This is a genomic window from Paracoccus seriniphilus (assembly GCF_028553745.1).
Classification (GTDB): Bacteria; Pseudomonadota; Alphaproteobacteria; order Rhodobacterales; family Rhodobacteraceae; genus Paracoccus; species Paracoccus seriniphilus.
This window is the reverse complement of record NZ_CP067129.1, coordinates 1,672,575-1,689,398: the sequence shown is the minus strand read 5'-3', so window position 1 is coordinate 1,689,398 and position 16,824 is coordinate 1,672,575. Positions and strand designations below refer to the sequence as shown.

The 16,824-nt window shown below is 62.2% G+C and carries 12 protein-coding genes; 8 read left to right on the top strand and 4 right to left on the bottom strand.

Annotation, left to right across the window (positions count from 1 at the left end):
* The first annotated feature begins 251 nt into the window (after nt 1–251).
* From JHW44_RS08245 to JHW44_RS08215, 7 genes are all read left to right on the top strand, one after another.
* The gene (locus JHW44_RS08245) at nt 252–542 is read left to right on the top strand and encodes a putative quinol monooxygenase (protein WP_089343421.1); all 291 of its coding nucleotides are present in this window, start codon (nt 252–254) and stop codon (nt 540–542) included.
* Nucleotides 543–737: 195 nt separating this feature from the next.
* A complete protein-coding gene (locus tag JHW44_RS08240; protein ID WP_089343422.1) occupies nt 738–1,751 on the top strand; it encodes a zinc-binding alcohol dehydrogenase family protein in 1,014 nt (337 codons plus the stop codon).
* Nucleotide 1,752: 1 nt separating this feature from the next.
* Nucleotides 1,753–2,133: a VOC family protein gene (locus JHW44_RS08235; protein ID WP_089343423.1), complete on the top strand. Its 381-nt coding sequence runs from the start codon at nt 1,753–1,755 to the stop codon at nt 2,131–2,133.
* 119 nt (nt 2,134–2,252) lie between these two features.
* Nucleotides 2,253–2,474: a hypothetical protein gene (locus JHW44_RS08230; RefSeq protein WP_272850263.1), complete on the top strand. Its 222-nt coding sequence runs from the start codon at nt 2,253–2,255 to the stop codon at nt 2,472–2,474.
* Nucleotides 2,475–2,638: 164 nt separating this feature from the next.
* On the top strand, nt 2,639–3,160 hold the full coding sequence (locus JHW44_RS08225; protein ID WP_179217650.1) for a hypothetical protein: 522 nt from the start codon (nt 2,639–2,641) through the stop codon (nt 3,158–3,160).
* Between the two features lie 44 nt (nt 3,161–3,204).
* Entirely contained in the window at nt 3,205–7,155 is a 3,951-nt protein-coding gene (locus JHW44_RS08220) for a non-ribosomal peptide synthetase (RefSeq protein WP_179217651.1), read from the top strand.
* Nucleotides 7,156–7,406: 251 nt separating this feature from the next.
* The gene (locus JHW44_RS08215) at nt 7,407–8,786 is read left to right on the top strand and encodes a YncE family protein (protein WP_089343426.1); all 1,380 of its coding nucleotides are present in this window, start codon (nt 7,407–7,409) and stop codon (nt 8,784–8,786) included.
* A gap of 63 nt (nt 8,787–8,849) precedes the next feature.
* On the opposite strand, the gene JHW44_RS08210 is transcribed toward JHW44_RS08215, so the two are convergent.
* From JHW44_RS08210 to JHW44_RS08200, 3 genes are read right to left on the bottom strand one after another with little or no spacing between them, the layout of a single operon-like run.
* Entirely contained in the window at nt 8,850–9,650 is an 801-nt protein-coding gene (locus tag JHW44_RS08210; protein ID WP_089343427.1) for an ABC transporter ATP-binding protein, read from the bottom strand.
* Nucleotides 9,647–10,681 (bottom strand): FecCD family ABC transporter permease, encoded by a 1,035-nt coding sequence (locus JHW44_RS08205; RefSeq protein ID WP_089343428.1) that lies wholly within the window; start codon nt 10,679–10,681, stop codon nt 9,647–9,649. The genes JHW44_RS08210 and JHW44_RS08205 overlap by 4 nt, the downstream gene beginning before the upstream one ends.
* Nucleotides 10,682–10,683: 2 nt before the next feature.
* Nucleotides 10,684–11,868 (bottom strand): ABC transporter substrate-binding protein, encoded by a 1,185-nt coding sequence (locus JHW44_RS08200; RefSeq protein WP_245846882.1) that lies wholly within the window; start codon nt 11,866–11,868, stop codon nt 10,684–10,686.
* Between the two features lie 135 nt (nt 11,869–12,003).
* On the opposite strand from JHW44_RS08200, the gene JHW44_RS08195 reads away from it, so the two are divergent.
* Nucleotides 12,004–12,921 (top strand): alpha/beta hydrolase, encoded by a 918-nt coding sequence (locus JHW44_RS08195; RefSeq protein ID WP_089343429.1) that lies wholly within the window; start codon nt 12,004–12,006, stop codon nt 12,919–12,921.
* A 14-nt stretch (nt 12,922–12,935) separates the two neighbouring features.
* On the opposite strand, the gene JHW44_RS08190 is transcribed toward JHW44_RS08195, so the two are convergent.
* Nucleotides 12,936–16,820, bottom strand: coding sequence for a non-ribosomal peptide synthetase (locus tag JHW44_RS08190; RefSeq protein ID WP_089343430.1), 3,885 nt, complete (start codon nt 16,818–16,820; stop codon nt 12,936–12,938).
* Nucleotides 16,821–16,824 lie beyond the last annotated feature (4 nt).

Below are 16,824 nucleotides of genomic sequence, written 5' to 3'. Positions count from 1 at the left end.
ACCGCAGATCCGGGCAGGCTGGTCTTGAGTGCTCACGCCGCTGTTGCCGGGGAGTCTCGGGGGGGGGGGCGTTCTTCGCTGCCCGCGAAGGCGGCAAGACGCGTGATGCGCAATGACCGGCAACGCTTGGGGGCATTCCGGCATCATTATCCGGATTGGCGGGATTGTCATTTCGAATATGCGTCGTTTATCCGCCCGCGACTTCTGCGTATATCCGTGTCAACGTCACAGCCAATTCAGGGAATGACAACATGTCGAAACTTACGGTCGTTGCCAATATCCACGCCAAGCCCGACCAGATCGAACTGGTGAAGGCCGAGCTTCTCAAGCTGGTGCCGATTACCCGCGCCGAGAAGGGCTGCATCAACTACGACCTGCATCAGGACAATGAAGACCCCGCGCATTTTACCTTCTACGAGAACTGGGAAAGCCGCGAGATCTGGCAAGAACACATGAACGCGCCGCACCTGGCCGCCTATCTGGCCGCGACCGAGGGTGCGATTGACCGGTTCACCCTTGCCGAAATGACCCCGATCGGCTGATCGTCCTTCGCCTCTTTCCCCCGGCGGCATAACGCTGCCCGGAGTCGAGAGGCCCTCCCACATTACCAGCGCCGCGCAAGCCCCCTGGGGCAACGGGATAGCCATGTCTGACGCCCTGCGCCGCCAAACCCTGACACGACAACATGCGGCGCCAAAGGGCGCCGCGACCTTTCAATTCCAATTTGGAGAAGAAGCATGAAAGCCATCGGCTATACCACCAACGGTGCCATTGATCGCGCCGACGCCCTGATCGACCTCGAGATCGAGAAACCGACCGCCACGGGCCATGACATTCTGGTCAAGGTTGCCGCCGTGTCGGTGAACCCGGTCGACGTGAAGGTCCGCCAAAGCCGCCCCGCCGAAGGCGACACCCCCGTGATCCTCGGCTGGGATGCCGTGGGCGAAGTGGTCGAGACCGGCGAGCAGGTCAGCCAGTTCAAGGTCGGTGACAAGGTCTGGTATGCGGGCGCGATCAACCGCACGGGCACCAATGCCGAGTATCACCTTGTGGATGCCCGCATCGTCGGACATGCCCCCAGGTCCATCGACACTGCGGCCGCGGCCGCCCTGCCGCTGACCACGCTGACGGCACAGGAAATGATCTTTGACCGCCTGAAAGTCACCGATCCGGTGCCGGGTGCAGCGAAGGCCATCGTCATCATCGGCGGGGCGGGCGGGGTCGGCTCCATCGCCATCCAGCTTTTGCGCGAACAGACGGACCTGACGATCATCGCAACAGCCTCGCGTCCCGAGACGCGGGAATGGGTCAAGGAACTGGGCGCACATCATGTCGTGGATCACTCCAAGCCGCTGCCCGATCAGATCGCCGCGCTGAACATCGGCGCGCCTGCCTTCGTCTTCTCGACCAACCACTCGGAAACCTATGTGACGCAGATCGCCGAATTCATCGCGCCGCAGGGCCGCTTTGGCCTGATTGATGATCCCGAGCACTTCGACATCATGCCGTTCAAGGGCAAGGCCGTGTCGATCCATTGGGAGCTGATGTTCACCCGGTCGCTCTTCACCACCGAGGACATCGCGCGCCAGGGCGAGATCCTCGACACCGTGGCCGGCCTGATCGACGCGGGCAAGGTCCGCTCGACCGCGACCGAGAGCTTCGGCACGATCAATGCCGGGAACCTCAAGCGCGCCCATGCGCTGATCGAAAGCGGTCGCGCCAGGGGCAAGATCGTCCTGGAAGGCTTCTGATATGCAGGTGCGCAGGCTTGACCACGTCAACATCCGGACAAGTCGGGTCGAGACCATGCTGGCGTGGTATGGCGATATCCTTGGCCTGCGCATCGGCCCGCGTCCCGCCTTTCCCTTTCCGGGTGCCTGGCTTTATGCCGATGATGTCGCGGTCATACATCTGGTCGGTCATGATGGCGGTCAGGCAGTTGGCTCCGAGGCGGAACTGAAACTCGAACATTTCGCCCTGACCGCAAGCGGCCTGGACGCATTCGAAAAGCGGTTGCGTAACGCGAATATTCCGTATGACCGCTTTGTGCTGGATCAGATCGGCGTGGTTCAATTCCATCTGCGCGATCCCGATGGCAATCACGTCCATGTGGATTTCCCTGCGCGGGAATGACGGGCAGCAACTGCCGAGAACCGGGGCCGGGGCACCGTCCATCAGACCCTTCCACGCCGGGCCGGGATATTTCCCTGGTCCGGCGTCTTCCTGGGATGCCCGAAAAGTCTTGCGCCGTGTTGCGCAGCGAAGCCCGGCAAGCAGGTGCTGATGATCCCGCTCTTGTCTGGGTTCGGGGCGATGCTGCCCTGCAGATCTTGAGCGCGATGACATTCCCCTGTGGCGCGGACATCATTCCTTCGGTGGTTCGTGACGCCACTCTGATGGAGATCATTGCCCTGAAAGTTCACCGCAGGGTTGTGCCTTCTTTTTGCGCGCTGCTGCCTTTCATTGCCTCTTGATATTGATTTCACAAAATAAACCAAATTTGTCGTTTATGTCTGTGTCATCAATGTGTATCTCTTTCGTTATATATACACGCATAGGTTGTATATCGCAGATTCCGCATGGCGATGTTCGCCTGCGTTGAACCATGCGTTTCATACGAACAGGAGGACCGCATTCGGTGATTCAGGTTCCTATCGTCGTACGCCCGGAATGGGCGGACAGGGTTGCGCATCTCGCCGGTGGGGTGCCCCTTGATCCGACAGAATCGGCGCAGCCGGTATCGCGCGCTCATGCCGGGGGGCTGACACTGCACGCCCGGCAGAAATGCGGGTGGATCGGGGTTGATCTTGTCGCGCTTGACGATCTGCGCACCGACGATGCCGAGGCGCTTGTGTCATTGACGCGCCCGCAGGTGCAGCCCGCAGCTTTGGGCATCCGCTCGCGTCACGACCTGGGGCTGTGGTGGGCTGCGACGGAAGCGGCGGTCAAGGCATGGCAGGGCGGGCTGCCCCTGCTGATCGGGCGTTTCCAGATTGCGCTGATGCAGTCTTCGGGTGCGTTCATCCGGTGGAAAGACAAGGCCCTGCCGGGGCTGCATCTCTATCCGCTTGCCGTCAGGAAAGGCCTGGTCGGCATTCTCGCCAGCGACCGGGCTGGCGGGGATGTTTCGATCATCGCCTACCCAAGACATCTCTCGTGACTGATCGATCCGACACGTTCTCATATCTGACCGAAGGAATTCCCATGTTGCCGAAGGGTCCCTTTGCCGCATGCTTTGCCCAGGCCTGTTTGCCGGCCAATAGCGCCCAGAACGGTATCTGGTTTGCCGAACAGCTCTGCCCGCCGGGCTACATGTTCAATCTGGCGGAATATCTGTCGCTGGAAGGTGACCTGGATGCATCGCTGTTTCTGAAGACCTTGCATGTGCTGGCCAACGAGCTGGAGGCTTCGCGCGCAAGGGTCATCAGCGATGAAACGGGCCTGCAGCTGGAGATTGCGTCGCAATTCGACGGAGAGGTTCCATTTGTCGATTTCAGCGATCACAAGAACCCCAAGGCGGCGGCAGAGACCTGGATGCGCGCCGATCTGGAGGATCACCAGCGAGGTCTGTGGCGCGTGGCGCTGATCCGGCTGAATGCCTGTCATCACCTGTGGTATCATTGCGCCCATCATATCCTGCTGGACGGCTATTCCGCCGGTCTTGTCGCGCGGCGATGCGCCGAGATCTATTCGGCGCTGCTGGATGGGCAGGCGCCGCCCCCCACGCAGATCGTCTCGGCCGCGATGCTGCTGGAAGGCGAGCGTGGCTATACCGCCAGCAGACGGGCGGATCGGGATCGCGCCTATTGGGTGGAACGGCTTGCCGGACTGCCCGATCCGGTGACGCTTTCGCAGGGTGGCAACCGCAGCGGCGGCGTCATCACGGCCAGTCGGCAGATGAACATGCACGACAGCCAGCAACTGCGCGCATTTTCCCGGCGTATCGGAGTGTCGTTGCCGCAGGTCATGGTTTCGGCCTTTGCAGGCTATGTTCATCGCATGACCGGGGTCGAGGATCTGGTATTGGCCATGCCGGTGCATGGGCGGCTCGCGCGGTCCGAGCGTTGCGTGGCGATGATGAATGCCAATGCCGTCGCGCTGCGCTTCGACTTTTCGCGAAAGATCAGTTTTGCGGATCTGGCGGAACAAGGTGGCCAGACCATGATGTCGGCGCTGCGTCATCAGAAATACCGATTTGAGCAGGTTCGCCACGATCTGGGCTTCACGCGGGCCGATCAGCAAGTTGCCAGCATGGCCGTCAATTTCGAGCCCTTCGACTATGCGCTGCAATTCGGACCGATAGACGCGAAAGTGGTGAATCTCTCCAACGGATCGGTGGATGATCTGACCGCCTTCATCTTTGATCGCGGCGCACATCAGGGACTGACCCTGACCCTGAATGCCAATCCGGGTCTGTATTCGCAGGGCGAGATCGAAGCCCATCTGGATCGGCTGCATCTGTTCCTGTGCGAGGTGATGGCAGATCCCGATGCAGAGTTGCGTGACGTGGCGATCCATCTGCCCGGCGAGAAAGAGCGGATCGCGCAATGGTCCGATGGCGGATCGCGCCCGACGGGCGAGAACTGGCTGGATGCCTTCGATCAGCAATGCCGCAATTTCCCTGAACGGATCGCGGTTCACGACGGAACGCGCCGGTTGAGCTATGCCGACCTTGACGCGCTGAGTTCGCGCATGGCCATGGCACTGCAGCGGCGCGGCATCGGGCGTGGCGCCGTGGTCGCGCTGTTGCTGGAGCGAAGCCTGCTCCTGCCGGCGGCCATCCTTGCCCTGCATCGCCTTGGTGCAACCTATCTGCCGCTGGACCCCGACGCGCCCGGCAAACGCAATGCGCTGATCCTGCAGACGGCTGATCCTGACCTGGTGCTGCTGTCGCCCGGTCGGGCCGGCGCCATGACCGACGACCAGCGTGCAAGCATGGTTCTGGATGACAATATGTTGGACGAAGCCCCGGCGGCGGGCGCGGCGCGTGAATGTTTTGGCACGGGTGATGAACTGGCCTATATCATCTTTACCTCGGGATCGACGGGGGTGCCGAAGGGGGTGGAGATATCCCACGGGGCCTTGTGGACGCTGCTGGCGGCGATGCGCGATGCCATCGGCCTTGACGATACGACACGCTGGCTGTCGGTCACAACGATAGCCTTTGACATTGCCACGCTGGAGATGCTGCTGCCGCTTTGCGTCGGCGGCACGGTCGAGATCGCGCAGCGTCCAGAGGTTCTGGACCCTGACCTTCTGAATGCGCGCGTTGAAAGCGCGGGCGTGACGCATCTTCAGGCGACGCCGTCGCTGTGGTCGCTGGCCCTGGAGGGGGCAGGGCCGCAGATGCGAGGATTGACCAAGCTTGTCGGCGGAGAGCCTTTGCCCGGCGATCTGGCCCAACGAATGGTCGAGGGTGGCCCGTTGTTCAACGTCTATGGCCCCACCGAAACCACGATCTGGTCCAGCATCGCGCGGATCACTCCCGAAACGGCGGCGCGACCCCATATCGGGCGTCCACTGGCCGGAGAGCGGATTTTCGTGCTCGACGCATTTGGCGCACCGGCCCCTGTCGGCAGTATCGGGGAAATCTGGATTGGCGGCTGTGGGCTGGCGCGGGGATATCACCAGCGCGCCGACCTGACACGGGACAGTTTCCGGGAAACGCCTTTCGGTCGGCTCTATCGGACCGGCGATCTTGGTCGCTGGAACCCGGATGGTGCGTTGGAGCATTTCGGGCGGATCGATTTCCAGATCAAGATTCGCGGTCATCGCATCGAGGCGGGCGAGGTTGAGGCCGCCATGCGCCAGTTCGACGGCATTCACGCTGCGGCCGTCGTCAAGGCCGCGGATCGTGATCACCTGCTGGGCTATTTCTGCAGCGATGCCCCTGTCGAGCCTTCGGCGCTTGAGGCTCATCTGCGCGGATGTCTTCCCGACTATATGGTGCCGCAAGCCTTCATGCGCCTGCCCGCCATGCCGCAAAATGCCAATGGCAAGCTGGATGTGAAGGCGCTGCCCGCGATCAGGCAGACATGTGATGACTCTCTGGCCTCCGCGCGCGGACCGCTGACCCCGACGCAACAACAGTTGCTGGCGCGGGTGCGCGAGGCGCTTGGCCGCGAGGATGTCGGGATTGATGACGATTTCTTCAGACTGGGCGGCACCAGCCTGTCTGCCGCGCGGTTGATCGCGTCGTTGCGACGCGACCATGGCAACAGGATTTCACTGGCGACCGTTTTCGGCGTTCCAAACCTGCGCCGTCTTGCCGATGAGATCGACCGTGCATCGGAAACCGATCCGCTGGGGCCCGTTCTTGAATTGCGCAGGGCCCGCGCCGGCGCGGGGACGGTGTTCTGCCTGCATCCGGTCCTTGGGGTGGGCTGGGGCTATGCCAGCCTGATGTCCGCGCTTCCCGAGGATGTCGGGATCTGTGCCCTGCAATCGCCGGGGTTGACCGAACCGTCCCATTGGCCGGATCTGTGCGGGATGGCCCAGGATTACGTGGCCCGAATTCGCGCGGTTCAGCCCGAGGGCCCCTATATCCTGCTCGGCTGGTCCTTTGGCGGGTTGGTGGCGCAGGAAGTCGCGCGCCAGCTCGAGGGGCAGGGAGCCCGGATCGCCTGTCTGTGCCTGCTGGATTCCTTTCCGTTTCATCCCTCAAACGGCATGATCGCGGAAGATGTCCGGGTGCGTCAGGCGTTAGCCTTTCTCGGCGAAGCGCCGGATCCCGCGGTCCGGACATTGGATGCGCTGGCCGAAAGGATGCTCTTGCGTCCCGAGGTCCGTTCCTTGCAGGCGATCCTGGGCGAGGCGCGCTTCACGATGCTGCGCGACCGCCTGCGCGATGTTGTCGAGGCGAACCTTGATCTTGCACGGCGTCATGTTCCGGCCTGCATCGATGCGCCGATCATAGCGCTTCGCGCGGCGCAGGGGAAAAGCGCCATGCTCGACGGCCTGCTGGACTGGCAGGGAAACCCCTGGGCCAGTCTGTCGCGTGGCGGGGCACGACAGATCACGCTGGATTGCGGGCATGACGACATGCTTGGCCCGCTCAGCCTGGCGGCTTTCCTGCCCGAACTCAACGCGGCTTTGCAGTGCCGGAATCCCGTTCCAAGCCAGGCCGCTTGTGATGATGTCCTTGTGGCGGTCTGACGGGCTGCCGGGTATTTCGGGGCGATCCTGCTTTTGCTGCGCTTCTTGCATGGTCGGATCGGCTGCCGTGGCACGACGGCAGCCCCCAATCGGATGACGGTTCCTGACTTGTGAATTTAATCCGACAAAAATTATCAGATTATTTCTTGACAGTGATCGTGTCGCGGAAAATAACGCTTCCAGCCAATGGCTTTCCTGAAAAGGACGCCAAGCCTGTCCGCGCAGTCACAACCTGAAAAAGAGGAATTCTCATGTCGAAATCGATTCGTGTCGGTCGCAATACCTGCGCCGCACTGGCCCTGATGGCCCTTTCTCAGGGCGCTGCGGCGCAAAGTGCATTTGATACCCCTGCCGCTTTCGAGGCGCGGGTCATGATCTCGGGCGTGAATCGCGGTCCGATCCATGCGGGCGGCACCGCCGAACTGCGCGGAACGGGCTTCACCCAGGGCCAGACGGTGACATTCGAGCGCGGCGATGAGGTGCTCTTCAAGGATCTGCCCGTGAACGAGAAGGGCGAAGTGAGCGCCAAGTTCGATGTGCCGGCCGATGCCGCCCTGGGGTTGCACCCGATCGTGGTCAAGACCGATGGCCCCGACAGCGCCAGTGTCGTGGAACTGAAGGTCTCGCCCAAGATCGATTATGCCGGTGAAGACAAGTTTGACATCACCAAGGCCGAGCTGGGCGGTGGGCTGTACCAGATCGGGGTGTCTGACGCCAATGGCACGATTTTCGTCACTTCTTCGGCAGGCGGGCGCGGCAAGCCGGTGACCAGCGAACTGATCAAGCTTGACGGTGAAACGCTGGAGGTCCTTGCCAGGCGCGAGCCCGCCATGGCCCCCGCCGAAGGGGGACGCCCGGCATCCCCATTTGCGGTTTATGGAGTTGGTGTTGACGATACCCATGGCAATGTCTGGGTCACGAACACACGGCAGAATTCCGTCGCTGTCTATGCTCAGGACGATCTGTCGCTGGTCAAGCAGTTCGATGTCAACACTGCCCCTCATGCACGCGATGCCGTATATGATGCGGCCACGGATCGCGTCTATGTCAGCGTGATGTCCGAGGGCATCAATGTCTATGATGCCGCGTCGCTTGAACTGGTGAAGACAATCGCCATCCCCTCTGCACAACGTGGCGGTGAATTCGCGACAATGAGCGTCGCGGTGGATGGGGCCAATGGCCAACTTTACACCGTCTCTCTGAATACGCCAGAGCTTGCCAAGGTGGATCTCGCCAGCGGCGAAGTGACCATTTTCCCGTTGGAATCCGTGTCCCGCCCCTCTGGCGTGGATGTTTCTGAAGATGGGAAAACCCTCTTCGTTGCCTCGCAGAATTCCGATGATCTGCTGATCCTGGATGCCGCCGATGGCAGCGTGAAAAGCGATGTGCCGGTTGGGGTCCAGCCGCTGAACGTCGTTTATGTCGAGGGGCAGGATCTGGCCTATGTCGCCAATCGCACCTCGGATAGCCTTGCCGTGGTCAGCGGTGATGGCCAGTTGGTCGCCAGCCTGCCCGGCGGACCTTTCCCGAATTTCGTGGAAGAGGCCGATGACGGCACCGTCTATATGGTGAACAAGGCCCGCGGTGATGCCGAGGGCGGCAATACGGTCTGGCGCATCAAGCACAAATGATGCGTGACTGAGGTGACGAGGCGGGCCGCAGCGAATGCGGCCCGTTTCACATCCTGACGCTTGTCAAGCTTGATGTGCCTGGCAGGCAGATACAGGGAAGGTGCCGTCAACCGAGATGATCAGATGGTTTCGGCTGTCTCGCTCGACACGCGCATCGACATGATAGACCTCTTTGAGAAGCCCTGGTGTAAGAACCTCGGCGGGGGGACCATCGGCCCTGACGATCCCGTCATGCATCAGGATGATCCGATCCGCCCAACGCGCGGCCTGCGTCAGATCATGCAGAACGGCAATGACGATCCGTCCGTCGGCCGCGATCTGTGCAATCTCTCCAAGTATTCGGAACTGCATGGCCAGATCGAGCGCCGCTGTCGGTTCATCCAGCAGGATCAGCGCCGGGTTGCGGGCCAGTGCCTGGGCGAGGCCGACGGTCTGGCGTTGTCCGCCGGACAGGGCCGACAATCGCCGCCCGGCGAGATGAGAGATGTCGAAACGCTTCAGCAGGGCCTCGGCACGGGCCAGTTGTCCGGCGCGGTCAAGCGCGTTGCGCCCCCCGGCATTCATGGCCACGAACAACCCCTCGAGAACGCTGAGATCCGACTGGCTTTGCAGGTTCTGCGGCATGTATCCCAACAGGGCAGCCCGTTCGCGGCGTCGCATCCGCGACAGGTCGCGGCCTTCATGGGCTATCATCCCACGGTAGGGAAGTGTCTGCGCAATCGCCCGCAGCAGGCTGGATTTCCCCGCGCCGTTGGGTCCGGCCAGAACGGTGAATTCTCCGGGCAACAGAGGGGAAAACGTCGTGTCCCTCAGCAAGGTCTTGCGGCCCCGGGTCAGTGACAGGTTGGACAGCATGAGGGTCATGACATGTCCCCGCCGCGCCGCAGGATCAACAGGATGAACACCGGCAGGCCGACCAGAGAGGTGACCATCCCGATCGGCAAGAGAACGCCGGGCACCAACAGCTTTGAAAGAATCGAGGCAAAGGACATGAGCACCGCCCCTGTCAACAGTGAGGCAGGCAGCAGGAAGCGGTGATCCTCGCCCACGATGATGCGGGCGATATGGGGTCCGGCCAGGCCGACAAAACCGATCACCCCCACAAGCGACACCGCCGAGGCGGCAAGAAGGCTGACCCGCAGCAAGGCCCAACGACGCAGACCGGGAACATTCACGCCAAAGCCCTGCGCCTGTTCGGCCCCCATGCGCAACGCCGTCAGTGCCCAGGAGGCACGCAGTGAGAACGGCAGGGTCAGCGCCAGCACCACGGCGACAAGGGTGATCCCTTCCCAGCGGACATTCGCCAGACTGCCCATGGACCAGAACACCAGTTGTTGCAGCGCGTCCGCCGAGGCGATGAACTGGACCAGCGCCAGAAGCGCCCCGGAGGTGAAGTTCAATGCGATCCCGAAAAGGATGACCACGGTCGGGCCGCTGCCCGCCGCGAACTGCAGAATGACCAGGGACAGGATGGCAAAGACGAAGGCATTGGCGGTGACAGACCAGATGGCGGGCAGACCCGGCAGGCTCAGCCCCAGAACGATAGCCACTCCTGCCCCCAATGCCGCTGCGGATGACACACCCAGGGTAAAGGGTTCTGCCAGGGGGTTTTCCAGAACCGTTTGCATCTCGGTCCCCGCAAGGGAAAGCGCCGCCCCGACCAATAACGCCATGACCGCAACCGGCAGGCGCACGTTCCAGACGATCACCTGCGCGCTTCGACTGACCCCTTCGGCATCACGCAGCACGTCAAGCACTTCACCAATGCTCAGGCCCGAAGGCCCCGACGCGATATCGGCCAGAAGCCCGAACAGGGCCAGCGCCGTCAGCGCGACGACCAGAAGCACGCGCCGGGCCGCCCGCTGGCCATGATGGGCAGCAATGCTGTCTGACATGATCATTCGACCTTGGCCGGGGCATCGGACCACCAGACGCCATCGCTTGCAATCGGTGAAAATCGTGCCTGCATGTCGTGCAGGGTGGCCGCCGGATCAAGGTCGGCGAACAGCCTGGGGTGAAAGCGTTTCGCAAGCTCTTCGATCAGGGCGATATGCATCGGAGAGTCGTTGAACAGATGCCAGATGCCAAGAACCTGCCCGCTCTTGACCGCCCGCAGTTCGGCAATGCCCGGCGCCGAGAGAAGCTGCGCGAAGCTGCGATCGGTTTCATCCTGCGAGACCCCGGCACCGATCACCAGCCCGCCACGGTCGCGCAAATGGACCCCGCCGGTGGCAAGGAAGAAATCCGGGTCCAGAGCGATCAGGTTCTCAAGGCCGATATTGCCCATGATGCCCGGCACGTTGTCCTGACCCAGGTTGTAGCCGCCAGCCGCCTGGATGAAATCGTGAAACACGCCGGAACCAACCGAGGCACAACATCTTTGCGGGGTGGCATGCACCTGGATGAACACCCTTGGGCGTTCCGGGTTGGCCTGTGCGATACGGTCGCGGATGACATCCAGATGGGCGTTGTAGAATTCGATGAGTTCCGTGGCTTTCTGCTCGGCCGCGAACAACTGGCCGAGGATGGCCATGCTGGGTTCCGTATTCTCGATCGGATGGCTGAAGAAATCGACGAAAATCACGGGTATGCTTGCTTCGGACAGCTGTTGCAGTTGCACCTCGGTGGCGGGGTTCTCGGCGTCCAGCAAGGACAGGATGACGACATCAGGCTGCAGCGCGATGACATTTTCGACCGAAAGCTGACGGTTGCCCGCGCCGACGGTTGCAATGTCGTCAATCGCCGGGAATTTTTCGGCGAACAGTCTGTATCGCGCCGGATCCAGCGACTTGTCCTGACGCCATCCGGCAATATGGGCCACGGGATCATCCAGCAGCATGGCAAGTTCCATGATGTGGCGGGCGTCGCCCAGCACCACACGCGACGCCGGATGCGACAGCGTCACCTTGCGCCCGGTGATGTCGACAATCTCGATGTCGTGCTTTGCATCGGGTTGCATTTCATTGGCGGCAGCCGGTGATGAACCGGCATTGGCAGGGAATGTCGGCGCCAGAAGCAGCGCACAGCCAATCGCTACTGCAGCCAGGGTCTTGAAGCAGAGCGGAGAGAACTCGCGGATCATGTCAGTCTCTTTTCAGGTGGTGCCAAGCAATCTTGCGAAGCCGGAGAATCTGTCGAACCTTGCACCCCTTGAAAGATGCTCTTAGGACGGTGGAGATAAATCAAACCCGACAAAAAAGATCAACTCATTCGCGACATGTCCGAACGCCGCATCACTTGCCCCGGCCAGGGTCCGCTTGCACGGCGGCTTGATTTCCCGCGGATCATTCCGGCATGTGACGTTGAACTTCCCACGCATGGGGGCCGGATCGCTGAACACCGGATTTTCCGTGGGCATTGTGACAGCCATTCCCTTGAGCAGATTCTGCTGCCCGGAATCCATCATCCGCTTGCCGCGCAGGACGACAACCCCTACCGCCTGTTCCGGGCCGTCCCGAGGGGACATGCGCCCGCGGAAGGCTGGCCGATCATTTACATGCTTGACGGGAATGCGGCCTTCGATTTCCTGACCAGGGACATGCTTGCGCAGGTGCCGGGCCTTGTCGTGGTTGGCATTGGCTATGACAGCGCCGGACAGTTCGATCGGCATTCCCGCACCCGCGACCTGACGTTTCCCGCAGATGACCCCGATGCGGCTGCGCGGCCGACGGGCGGGGCGGCGCAATTCATTTCGTTGCTGACCGGAGCTTTGCGTGATGCCGCAGAGCAGGGCCTGACCATCAATGCAGTGCGCCGGACGCTGTGGGGGCATTCCCTTGGCGGGTTGTTCGCCCTGCAGATGATGCGACTCGCCCCCGGAAGCTTTGCCCGATATGCCGCCATAAGCCCGTCACTGTGGCGCAGTGAGGAACAAGCCGACGCCTTGATGCAGGATAGCCGTGCTGCCCCGGATGCCCTTTACCTGGGAAGCGGCAATCGGGAAAAGCGCAGTTTCAGCGCCGGACCACCGCCGACCGATGCGCCCGAGAGCTTCTATGATCTGGTCGAGGCCTTCTCGGTCCGGCGCGACCTGGATCTGTGCTGGCAGATCTATGACGGTGCCGTGCATATTGCCAGCCTGCCGACATCGCTTGAGCCCAGCCTGATCTTCGCTGCCACTGAAAGCCCATCATGACGTAAAGATGGGCCTCAGGTGGTCTGAGATTCGGACCCGGACAATATTTCCGCGATTGCAGGTGCCTGGGCGGGCGAAACCATGTCCTTGTGCAGGCAGGGCAAATCGAAGGATGCCAGTTCCGCGCAATGGGGTTGCCACAATGTCGGGGTGAAACCCCGTCCGGCATGGTCATGCCCGGCGCGCAGATGTGTCAGGCGACCGGCATAGCTTCGATGGGTATGTTTGCGCATCAGAAGATTTGTTCCGCTGACCAGTTCCACCACGGCATCCAGAACATCGCGGGGCAGGGCGCCAAGAAGCCGGGAATTGTCTTTCAGGAACCTGACGACCTTGCTGCGCGTGTCCAGTTCGGGATGCGCGTCCGGGTCATGGCCCGCAATGGCCAGAAGCGCCCTCAGCGCCGTCACCGGGTCCGGTTGCGGCTCTGCGCGCCAGGCTTCGGCCGGATAGGCATCAAGCAGTGCCACGACGCCGGGCCGCCGCCCCTGCGACAAGAGTTCGACAGCGATTTCCTGGGCAAGAATCCCCCCGAGTGACCAGCCGATGAGATGGATGGTTTGGCATGGCGTCTCTGCCATGATCAGATCGGCGTAATGGCGGCACAGTTCTGCAAGGGTTTCGGGCATTGGTGCACCCGTCAGCATGGGTGACTGGATGGCGAACATCGGGCCGGGAAAGACCCTTGAAAGTTTCTGCGCCAAGGTCCGATAGCCCCAGCCAAGCCCACCTGCGGGATGCAGGAAGACCACCGGGGCCTGTTTCGCGTCGCCCGAAACCAGCGGGAAAATCGCTCCAAGACCACCCTGCGCTGCATCCTGATCTTCAAGTGCGCGCGCCAGGGCGTGGATCCGGGGCGTTTCGAAAATCTGCCCCAGCGACAGGTCCTGTCCAAGGGTCTTTTCCAGCTCCAGTTGCAACTGCACCGCTGACAGCGAATCCCCTCCAAGGCCAAAGAAATCCGCTTCGCGCGGGGGGATGCGGTCCAGCTGAAGAATATCGCTGTAAAGTGCGGCGAGTTGTTTTTCCATCTCGGTTTCCGCCGGCGTCCCCTGCAGGTCCTGACGCGCGGGGCGTGGAAGCGCCTTGCGGTCAAGCTTGCCATTCGCCGTGGTGGGAAAACTGTCCAGCCGGATCAGGTCCGAGGGGATCATATGCGCGGGCAGATGGCGCTCCAGCCGACGCAGGGCGGCAATCTTGTCGAACTCCTTGCCGGCGAGGACATGGCCGATCAGTTGCTGCGCGCCCGTGCTGTCATCTGCGATGACCAGCGCTTCGCGAATGCCGGGCAGTTCCCGCAGGGCATGTTCGATTTCGCCCAGTTCGACCCGCATGCCGCGGATCTTGATCTGATGGTCGTTGCGGCCCAGATAGGTAATCGCTCCATCAGCCCGATAGCGCGCCAGATCCCCGGTCGCATAGAGCCGCTCTCCCGGGCGGAAGGGGTCGGGCAGGAAACGCTCGGCCGTCAGATCGTCGCGGCCCAGATAGCCCCGGGCCAACTGGATGCCTCCAAGGTAAAGCTGTCCCGTGACACCTTGCGGGACAGGGCGAAGCGCCCCGTCGAGGATATGGCAGCGGGTATTCCAGACCGGATGTCCGATCGGCACGGGCGCGCTGTCGTCACTCCTGTCGGCTGCCCAGAAAGTCACATCGACGGCGGCTTCGGTCGGTCCGTAAAGGTTGTGAAGCTCGGCTCTGATCCGCGCGTGAAAGCGATCGCGATGCTTCGGAGTCAGTTCCTCGCCCGAACAGAAAACCTGGCGCATTCGGATGCCTTCGCTGTCGGGATGGTTCAGGAATGCCGCCAGCATCGAGGGCACGAAATGGCATACGCTGATGCCTTCGCGTCGGATCAGCCGGGCGATCTGGGCCGGGTCGCGATGCGCGTCGGGATCGGCAAAGACCAGGGTCCCGCCGCAGAGATATGGCAGGAACAGCTCCCATACGGACACATCGAATGTCGTCGGAGTCTTTTGCAGAATGCGATCATCGGCGCTGAAGTCATAATGTTCGCGCATCCACAGAAGGCGGTTCACGATGGCCCTGTGTTCGATCATCACGCCCTTTGGCGCACCGGTCGAACCGGATGTGAAAAGAACATAGGCAAGATCATCCGGGGCGGGTCGGGGAAGCGGGGTATTCGCCGGGGTCCGTGGCCATTGGTCCGGGTCATATGGCGTGATGGCGCCCGCGCAATCGATATCTTCCCGCGCCAAAAGTGCAATGGCATCGGTCTGTTCTATCAGTGCCTTCAGGCGTTCCGGGGGCTGCTGCGGATCCAGCGGCACATAGGCCGCGCCGGCACGCAGAACCGCGACCAGCGCGACCGCCAGATCAAGCGAACGGTCCAGGGCGACAGCCACGATGCGGTCTTTCCCCGCGCCGCGGGCGACCAGTGCTTCTGCAAGAGCCCGCGACCGGCGATCCAGATCGCCATAGCTCATCGATGCCCCGTCGGCACGCACGGCCTCGGACCGGGGATGCATGAGCAGCCGGTTTTCGATCAGGGCCGATAGCGTGGTCTGCGGAACCGGGTGATCCGTGGCATTGAGGTCATGGACCAGTTTCCCTTCCTCGGGCCCGGTCAGCGTCGGCACATCGCCAAGACGGTCTGCCTGCAAGGCGCCGGAGAGGAAAGCTAGCAGGCGCTGCAGATGTGCTCTGACCTCTTCAAGAGGATAGAGCGCGGGGTTGGCGTCGATCTCTAGCGTAAGACCGGACTTGCCATTGCCGCGATAGCTGACGGTCAGGTCATCGACGGGTCCGGCGTTCAGGATATGCAGGCGGCTGTCCAGGCCATCGAACACGGGCGCGACATCATAGGGCTGCACATTGATCAGCGGCCCGTAAAGACGTTCCTCGATCCGGGTGCGGCCAAGATCCCTGCGCAGGACTTCCGAGCGGTAGCGCCCGATTCTGCGTTCGGCGGCCAGTTGTTTCGCACCGGCCGTCAGCGCCTGGTCAAGCGGCGCGTCTTCATCCAGTCCGAGCGCATGCGGCAGGACATTCATCCACATGCAGGGGACGCGTGCCGCCCCGGTCCCGAAGCGAGCCATGAAAGGCAGGCCGAAAATGGCATCCCCATCAGGCGAGACCCGGCGCAGATAGGCACCGCTCAGCAAGGTCAACATGTCTGGCCATGGCAGGCGCAGATCCTGTGCCCGCTGCATCAGCAGCGACACGGTCGGCGCCGGGACATCCTGTTGAATGCGATGAAAATGATGCGCGCTTGGCACCTCGGCGGCTCGTGGATTGGGTGAGGCTGCTGTGCCCAGATCCCGGCATCGCCCCAGCCATGCTTCGCGGTCGCGGATGAATTCCTTGCTGTCGCGATAGGCCAGATCGGCCTCGATGACGTCATGATAGGGTGCCAGGGCAGGGGCGGGCTTGCGGCCCAGCCTTTCTCCGTAAAGCGCGGCGACGCGATTGGTCACAAGAACCATACCATAGCCGTCAATGGCAAGGTGATGGATCCGCTCATACCAGAGGTGATGCGTGTCGCTCAGCCGGTAAAGCACAAAGCGGGCCAGCGGGTCGCATGTCGGGTCGCAGGGGCGCGCGCTGTCGCGGTCCATCGCGGCGCGGGCACGGGAAAATCCGTCCGCTGCGTTGCGCAGGTCGACAACCTCCAGTTCCGGCAAGTGACCATCAAGCCGTTGCTGCGGCTCTCCGTCCTGCATGACAATCCGCAGCCGCAGCACCTCTGCCTCGGCCATTGCAGCGGCATGGGCCCGGCGAAAGGCGTCGAGATCCAGTGGGCCGTCGAGTTCAATGAACTGCCCCGTATTGAACAGCGGGTTCTCTGGATCGAGACGCTGAGCAAACCAGAGCCCTTCCTGCGCGGCACAAAGGGAGGTGGTGGTTGCAGCGGGCTGGATCGGGTGCAGTTCTGTCATCGGA

Bases quoted from the DNA above. Each gene is read 5' to 3' on its own strand.
- JHW44_RS08240 (WP_089343422.1), top strand. From the start codon at position 738: ATGAAAGCCATCGGCTATACCACCAACGGTGCCATTGATCGCGCCGAC.
- JHW44_RS08245 (WP_089343421.1), top strand. From the start codon at position 252: ATGTCGAAACTTACGGTCGTTGCCAATATCCACGCCAAGCCCGACCAG.
- JHW44_RS08235 (WP_089343423.1), top strand. From the start codon at position 1,753: ATGCAGGTGCGCAGGCTTGACCACGTCAACATCCGGACAAGTCGGGTC.
- JHW44_RS08205 (WP_089343428.1), bottom strand. From the start codon at position 10,681: ATGTCAGACAGCATTGCTGCCCATCATGGCCAGCGGGCGGCCCGGCGC.
- JHW44_RS08200 (WP_245846882.1), bottom strand. From the start codon at position 11,868: ATGATCCGCGAGTTCTCTCCGCTCTGCTTCAAGACCCTGGCTGCAGTA.
- JHW44_RS08220 (WP_179217651.1), top strand. From the start codon at position 3,205: ATGTTGCCGAAGGGTCCCTTTGCCGCATGCTTTGCCCAGGCCTGTTTG.
- JHW44_RS08190 (WP_089343430.1), bottom strand. From the start codon at position 16,820: ATGACAGAACTGCACCCGATCCAGCCCGCTGCAACCACCACCTCCCTT.
- JHW44_RS08210 (WP_089343427.1), bottom strand. From the start codon at position 9,650: ATGACCCTCATGCTGTCCAACCTGTCACTGACCCGGGGCCGCAAGACC.
- JHW44_RS08195 (WP_089343429.1), top strand. From the start codon at position 12,004: ATGTCCGAACGCCGCATCACTTGCCCCGGCCAGGGTCCGCTTGCACGG.
- JHW44_RS08215 (WP_089343426.1), top strand. From the start codon at position 7,407: ATGTCGAAATCGATTCGTGTCGGTCGCAATACCTGCGCCGCACTGGCC.